This window comes from Pseudoalteromonas sp. SG44-8, assembly GCF_014164125.1.
GTDB lineage: Bacteria > Pseudomonadota > Gammaproteobacteria > Enterobacterales > Alteromonadaceae > Pseudoalteromonas > Pseudoalteromonas rhizosphaerae.
The window spans coordinates 22,606-29,866 of sequence record NZ_JACJEQ010000023.1; the positions used below are offsets into that span (position 1 = coordinate 22,606).

At 43.4% G+C, this 7,261-nt stretch carries 6 protein-coding genes; all 6 read left to right on the plus strand.

Features of this window, described 5'->3' with window-relative positions; translation table 11 throughout:
• The first annotated feature begins 216 nt into the window (after positions 1–216).
• Genes cysG through cysQ form a run of 6 tightly spaced genes read left to right on the plus strand, consistent with a single transcriptional unit; the run spans position 217 to position 7,188 of the window.
• Positions 217–1,638, plus strand: coding sequence for a siroheme synthase CysG (cysG, locus tag H5163_RS15770; RefSeq protein ID WP_182732018.1), 1,422 nt, complete (start codon positions 217–219; stop codon positions 1,636–1,638).
• Between the two features lie 52 nt (positions 1,639–1,690).
• Positions 1,691–2,590 carry a sulfate adenylyltransferase subunit CysD gene (gene cysD / locus H5163_RS15775; protein ID WP_145238271.1) on the plus strand — a complete coding sequence of 300 codons (900 nt, stop codon included), beginning with the start codon at positions 1,691–1,693 and terminating at the stop codon, positions 2,588–2,590.
• Positions 2,590–4,017, plus strand: a complete 1,428-nt coding sequence (cysN, locus tag H5163_RS15780) for a sulfate adenylyltransferase subunit CysN (RefSeq protein WP_182732017.1) — start codon at positions 2,590–2,592, stop codon at positions 4,015–4,017. The genes cysD and cysN overlap by 1 nt, the downstream gene beginning before the upstream one ends.
• Before the next feature lie 30 nt (positions 4,018–4,047).
• Positions 4,048–5,772 carry an SLC13 family permease gene (locus H5163_RS15785; RefSeq protein ID WP_182719264.1) on the plus strand — a complete coding sequence of 575 codons (1,725 nt, stop codon included), beginning with the start codon at positions 4,048–4,050 and terminating at the stop codon, positions 5,770–5,772.
• Between the two features lie 30 nt (positions 5,773–5,802).
• A complete protein-coding gene (gene cysC / locus H5163_RS15790; RefSeq protein ID WP_145238262.1) occupies positions 5,803–6,402 on the plus strand; it encodes an adenylyl-sulfate kinase in 600 nt (199 codons plus the stop codon).
• A 3-nt stretch (positions 6,403–6,405) separates the two neighbouring features.
• Positions 6,406–7,188 carry a 3'(2'),5'-bisphosphate nucleotidase CysQ gene (gene cysQ / locus H5163_RS15795; RefSeq protein WP_182735509.1) on the plus strand — a complete coding sequence of 261 codons (783 nt, stop codon included), beginning with the start codon at positions 6,406–6,408 and terminating at the stop codon, positions 7,186–7,188.
• The last annotated feature ends 73 nt before the right edge of the window (positions 7,189–7,261 follow it).

Genomic DNA, 7,261 nt, shown 5'->3' on the forward strand with positions numbered 1-7,261 from the left:
GCTAATAACCAAACACTATAAGCTAGATATACACTCACTATTGCCCTTGCAACTCGGCGCAATCCCCTGTTAACTAAGGCTTAAGCCAAATCGAACAACCCTATATAACTTTTAGTTATATTAACTGGGTTTTAATTATTTTTTACTTAGCTTACGCCACTATATTCTGAGTTCCTGAAAAGCATCTTTGCTGTAATTTTTTCCAAGGGTCTACACATGCAATATTTACCTATCTTTACCAAGCTCGACAATAAACCAGTATTGGTTGTTGGCGGTGGAGAGGTTGCGTTACGTAAGTGCCGTGCATTTTTGAAAGCTCGCGCTGATGTCACTTTAGTAGCACCTTGGTTTTGTGATGAATTAAAAGAGCATGCACAAAATAATGATGTCACTCTAATTGACGCTTTTTTTGATGAATCACATCTTGATGGCAAAATGCTGGTCATTGCCGCAACTGACAATGACGGCGTAAATAACAGCGTATTTGAACTCGCAAATGCACGAAATGTATTCGTTAACGTGGTGGATGACCAACCTAAATGCACCTTTATTTTTCCTTCAATTGTTGATCGTGACCCGATCACTATTGCAATTTCAAGTGCTGGCACAGCGCCGGTATTAGCACGGCGCTTACGCGAGAAGTTAGAAACGCTTATTCCACAACACATCGGCCCGCTTGCAAGTTTAGTTGGCAGCTTTCGCGACAAAGTAAAACAGCGCTTTACGAGTTTTGCTGATCGTCGCCAATTTTGGGAAGGCGTATTTGATTCATCTGTCGTCAGCAAAGTACAAACAGGTGATACAGCTGCCGCAAGCGTACAGCTTGAACAATTACTCGATAGCAAACTGGATCCTGAAGGTGAAGTATACGTAATTGGCGCAGGTCCAGGAGATCCAGAGCTATTAACACTGAAAGCACTGCAACTAATGCAACAAGCTGATGTGGTGGTGTATGACTTTCTAGTCTCTGACGAAATTATGGAGCTAGTACGCCGCGATGCTGATTTAATTTGTGTGGGTAAACGCTTAGGCGATCACAGTGTCGTGCAAGAAGATACTAACCAAATGCTAGTTGACCTTGCCAAGCAAGGTAAAAAAGTGTGCCGCATTAAAGGTGGCGACCCGTTTATTTATGGCCGTGGTGGTGAAGAAGTTCAAGTACTGGCAGCTAATAACGTAAATTACCAAATCGTCCCTGGCATAACTGCTGCCGCAGGTTGTAGCGCTTATGCGGGTATTCCGCTAACGCACCGTGACCATGCACAAGCCATACAGTTTGTAACTGGTCACTGTAAAAAAGACGGTCAAGAACTAGATTGGCAATCACTGGCAAAACCAAACCAAACTCTGGCTATTTATATGGGTGTAATTAAGTCTCCCCATATTCAAGCACAATTATTAAAACATGGTCGCGGTGCAGATACACCCGTGGCAATTATTGAAAACGGTACTCGCAAAAATCAACGCGTTGTAACCGGTAAATTAGGTGAGCTGGCCGATTTAATCGAGCGTCACAGCATTATTTCACCGGCATTATTAATTATTGGTGAAGTTGCTTCATTACATGAAGAACTTCATTGGTTTGGCACAAAAGCCCAAACCAGTAGCTTTGCACAACCGCTTACAGACGTGGCATAGCTTTAAACTATTTAGATTTTAACTTTTAATCATTTTAGTAGGACGACTAACAATGGCTTTAACTCACCTTCAGCAATTAGAAGCTGAAAGTATCAAAATCATGCGCGAAGTTGCTGCTGAGTTTGAGAACCCAGTTATGCTTTACTCTATCGGTAAAGATTCATCGGTACTTTTACATTTAGCGCGTAAAGCGTTTTACCCAGGTAAAATTCCGTTTCCACTGCTTCACGTTGATACCAACTGGAAGTTTAAAGAAATGATCGAATTTCGTGATCGCTTAGCAAAAGAGTACGGTTTTGACTTACTCGTCCACAAAAATCCGGAAGGCTTAGCGATTGATATCAGCCCATTTACTCATGGCTCTGGTAAGCATACCGATATCATGAAAACCCAAGGCTTAAAACAGGCGCTTGATAAATACGGTTTTGATGCCGCGTTTGGTGGTGCACGCCGCGACGAAGAAAAATCTCGCGCTAAAGAGCGTGTTTATTCATTCCGTGATAAACACCACAGATGGGATCCAAAAAACCAACGTCCAGAGCTTTGGAATACCTATAACAGTCAAGTTAACCCTGGCGAAAGCATCCGTGTATTCCCACTTTCTAACTGGACTGAACTTGATATTTGGCAATATATCTATCAAGAAAACATCGATATGGTTCCCCTTTACTTAGCCAAAGAGCGCCCTGTTGTAGAGCGTGATGGTACTTTGATCATGGTTGATGATGAGCGTATGCCGCTTAAAGAAGGCGAAGTACCAATGATGAAATCTGTTCGTTTTCGTACTTTAGGTTGTTACCCACTTACCGGTGCAGTGGAATCAACAGCCAGTACACTGACTGAGATTATCGAAGAAATGCTGCTATCTACGTCATCTGAACGTGAAGGTCGGGTAATTGACCACGATTCAGCAGGTTCAATGGAGAAAAAAAAACGTGAGGGCTATTTCTAATGTCTATTAATACTAGCGATACAATTAACGAAGTAAAAGCAATTGGCATCGACGCCTATCTTGCTCGCCAACAAGACAAAAGCCTATTGCGTATGCTGACCTGTGGTAGTGTGGATGACGGTAAATCAACCCTAATTGGCCGCCTACTGCACGACAGCCACCAAATTTATGAAGATCAGTTAGCAGCACTGCATAAAGATAACGAAAAAGTCGGTAATGCCGGTGAAGAGCTCGATTTAGCACTACTGGTTGACGGCTTACAAGCTGAGCGTGAGCAAGGCATAACTATTGATGTAGCGTACCGTTATTTTTCAACGGCTAAACGTAAATTCATTATTGCTGATACTCCAGGGCATGAGCAATACACCCGCAACATGGTAACCGGTGCATCAACCAGTGATGTAGCGATTATTCTTGTTGATGCGCGCTACGGTGTGCAAGTACAAACTAAGCGTCACAGCTTTATCTGTGATTCATTGGGTATTAAACAGTTTGTTGTTGCCGTGAATAAAATGGATATTGTTGATTTTGACGAAACCGTTTATGAGCGCATTAAAGCCGATTATTTAAAATTTGCCGAGCAACTTAACGTATCTAACATCAAGTTTGTGCCTATGTCGGCGCTTAAAGGCGATAACGTAGTAACACGCTCAGAGCACACACCATATTACACAGATAAACCACTGCTTGAGTTATTAGAAGACTCACCAGCAGCTGAAACAGACACTGGCTTTGAAGCGCGTTTCCCTGTGCAGTATGTAGTACGCCCTAACCTAAACTTCCGTGGTTTCCAAGGTACTTTGACCTCAGGAAAATTACGCGTTGGTGATGCTATTAAAGTATTGCCATCAGGTAAAACCTCAAGCATTAAAGAGATTGTCACCTTTGACGGCAACTTAGACACAGCCGAAGCTGGTCAAGCAATTACTTTAACGCTTAACACTGAAATTGATATTAGCCGAGGGGACGTGATCGTTCCTGCTGATTCAACAGCGACTGTAACTAACCAAGTACAAGCAAAGCTTGTGTGGATGCACGAAGCGCCGCTGGTACTGGGTAAAAGCTATAACTTTAAGCTAGGCAGTAAAAATACTTCGGCTATCGTGAAAAAGATTGATCACACCATTGATGTGAACACCCTTGAACACGGCAGCGCAGACAGCCTGCAGTTAAACGAAATCGCGATTGTTACCCTAGAATTGACCGAAACCATTTTGGCCGATGCTTATCACAACAATCACGAAACCGGTGCGTTTATTTTAATCGATCGTTTATCTAACTTAACTGTTGCGGCGGGTATGATTGAAAACGTGCTTGCTAAGCAAGAACAAACTGGTAACTTTAGTGAGTTTGAAGTTGAATTTAATGCGTTAGTACGCAAGCACTTCCCACATTGGCAAGCGCTTGATATATCAAAGCTTAAATAACCAACTTTGCCTGTTAAGGACATATAAAGCATGTATCAACAGCTAGTATTAACAGGCATTATGCTAACTTTAGTCGGGTGCCTGTTTGGCACGCGGCTAAAGCCAGCATGGCTTTTTGTTGGCGCCATTGGCACCGCATATCTAGGCGGGTTAATCGACCTTGAAGATATGCTGATCAACTACGCCAATCCATCACTGATCACCTTAGTGTTATTAGTACTGGTTTCGATTGCGGTTGAAAAAACTACACTCGTACAAAAGCTTGCCCAGTCATTATCAAAAGGAAGTTTAACCAGCTCAGTCACTAAGCTCGGACTTTCTACAGCGTTTTTATCCTCATTTACCAATAATACAGCGGTTGTCGCATCGCTCATTACTGCCATAAAAGACAATCCAAACCATTCACCTTCAAAGCTACTATTACCGCTGTCGTATACTGCTATTTTAGGTGGCACAATTACCTTAATTGGTACTTCAACAAATTTAATCGTCAATGGTTTTGCCGTTGATGCAGGCATGGCACCGCTAGGCTTTTTCGACTTTACCATAGTCGGGTTAGGCGCATTAAGTGTGGGCCTGATCACTATTTTAGTGATGCTAAAATATTTGCCAGACAACGGCAAAAACGATCAAGAAGTGGTGCCTTTTTATCTCGAAGGTAAAATAGAAGAAGGCTCAAAACTAATTGGTAAAAGCGTAGAAGAAAATGGCCTGCGCGAACTTAAAGACTTATTCCTAGCGGAAATTATTCGCGGCGATAAACGCATTTGTGCAGTGACCCCGCAACAAGTGATTAAAGCGGGCGATGTATTGCTGTTTGTCGGTGACATCAAATCAGTGCCATTGCTAACACGCTTTGACGGGCTAAAAATAGTTCACGATAAACATCAAAAAGATGTTGAGCACCTCGTTGAAGTTGTTGTCAGCCAATCATCTAAATTTATAGGAAAAACAGTTAAAGAAGCGCGTTTTCGTGAACAGTTTCATGCCGCTGTTATCGCTATTCGTCGCGGCCATGACCGCTTGCAAGGTGGCCTTGGTAAAGTGCAGCTGCAAGCGGGAGACTCACTGATCCTCGCACCAGGTAAAGACTTTTATAGTCTGCCTAATTTAAAACGCGAATTTGTGTATATTTCCGGGCTTGATTTACAAACTCACTTAGCGCCCAAGCAATCTAACTTAGTATTAGCGAGCTTTGCAACGGTACTTGGGCTGAGTATTATTGGCTATGTACCACTGGTAAAAGGCTTATTAGTATTGCTGATTGGCTTAATGCTCACGGGAACGATAAAGCTGAGTGAAGTAAAACGCCGTTTTCCTATTGAGTTACTCGCTGTAGTTGGTAGCGCCATTGGCCTTGCAAAACTGATGATAGGCACCGGCCTAGCTGGACAAATATCTGCAGCATTGTTTTATGTACTCGGTGATTTTGGCCCCTATGGTGCGTTTATCGCGATTTTTGTAATGACAGTAATGTTCACCGAACTTATCACCAATAACGCCGCAGCGGCACTATCATTCCCTGTCGCTTATGCATTAGCAATGGGCTTTAATGTTGACCCGCTGCCGTTTATTATGGCGGTCGCCTTTGGTGCATCTGCAAGCTTTATATCACCATTTGGTTATCAAACTAACCTGATGGTTTATAGCGCCGGCAATTATCGTTTAAAAGACTATGTATTAATGGGCTTACCGCTTTCTATTATTTATTCAATAACGGTATTAACCCTGATCCCGCTGGTATTTCCATTTTAAGCCAGCGCTTACTCATAAGAGAGTTTTATAATGGATGAGAACATTGTTTGGCATAACTATGCCATTACTAAAGCACAACGTAGCGAACACAAAAGCCATAAACCGGCTATTTTATGGTTCACTGGTTTTTCCGGCTCAGGTAAAAGCACCGTAGCAAACGCCCTTGAAAGCGCACTCAATCAACAAGGTATTCACACCTACCTGCTTGATGGCGACAACGTACGCCACGGCTTGTGTAAAGATTTAGGCTTTAGCGACGAAGACCGTATCGAAAATATTCGCCGCGTTGGTGAAACCGCTAAACTAATGGTCGATGCTGGATTATTGGTACTCACCGCATTTATTTCCCCATTTCGCGCGGAACGCGATATGGTAAGAAACTTAGTCGATGACGGTGAATTTATCGAAGTGTTTTTAGACACACCTCTGGACGTATGCGAGAGCCGCGATCCAAAAGGCTTATACAAAAAAGCCCGCGCAGGTGAAATAAAACACTTCACAGGTATAGATTCAGACTACCAAATACCCCATTCACCGGAAATAATTTTAGATACCAGTAAAAACACCCTAGACCAATCGGTGCAAGAGCTGATAGCGTATCTAAAACAACAGCAAATTATTAAAGGTTAAGTCATGAACCAAACGGAACTGCTCGAAGAAATACTGATCCTTGCCCGCCAAGCTGGCAGCGCTATTATGGGGATTTACGAAAAGGATTTTAACGTTGAGTACAAAGCTGATGAAAGCCCTGTAACCGACGCAGATCTTGCAGCTCACAAAGTGATTGCCAATGGCCTAGCCCACTTAACCCCAGAGATTCCTGTATTAAGTGAAGAAAGTGCCGATATCAGCTGGGATATCCGTCAAACGTGGACCCGCTATTGGCTGGTTGACCCAATCGACGGCACTAAAGAGTTTATTAAAAAGAACGGTGAGTTTACCGTTAACATCGCCTTGATTGAAAACGGCAAGCCTATCTTAGCGGTAGTAGATGCGCCTGCGCTAGGCGTGTCTTATCTGGCAGCAGAGGCAATCGGCGCATTTAAGGACCGCGGTGATGAGCGCATCGAGCTTAAAGTCACCACCAAAGCAAACAAAGGCCTTATTCGCGTAGTCGGCAGCCGCTCGCATCCATCACCGGATTTAGCCGAGTTTGTAAAACGCTTTGACGAGGTGGAAATGGTCTCAAAAGGCAGTTCACTAAAACTGTGCTTAGTCGCCGAAGGCAGCGCCGATATTTACCCACGCCTAGGCCCAACCTGCGAATGGGACACCGGCGCAGGTCACGCTATAGCCGAAATCGCCGGCGCAAAAGTCACTAAGCTTGATGGCAGCCCGCTGTTATACAACACAAAAGATGAGTATTTGAATCCGTATTTTGTGGTGAGTGTGATAGAAGAAGAAACCAAGCTATAAGCCGTAAGTTTTAAGTGGTAAGTTTAAGGCCGACTCTTCACTTGTAGGAGTTGGCTTCAGCCACGAAAAATCC

Excerpts from the sequence above, each read along its gene's own strand:
- cysG (WP_182732018.1), top strand. The coding sequence starts at position 217 with ATGCAATATTTACCTATCTTTACCAAGCTCGACAATAAACCAGTATTG.
- cysD (WP_145238271.1), top strand. The coding sequence starts at position 1,691 with ATGGCTTTAACTCACCTTCAGCAATTAGAAGCTGAAAGTATCAAAATC.
- cysN (WP_182732017.1), top strand. The coding sequence starts at position 2,590 with ATGTCTATTAATACTAGCGATACAATTAACGAAGTAAAAGCAATTGGC.
- H5163_RS15785 (WP_182719264.1), top strand. The coding sequence starts at position 4,048 with ATGTATCAACAGCTAGTATTAACAGGCATTATGCTAACTTTAGTCGGG.
- cysC (WP_145238262.1), top strand. The coding sequence starts at position 5,803 with ATGGATGAGAACATTGTTTGGCATAACTATGCCATTACTAAAGCACAA.
- cysQ (WP_182735509.1), top strand. The coding sequence starts at position 6,406 with ATGAACCAAACGGAACTGCTCGAAGAAATACTGATCCTTGCCCGCCAA.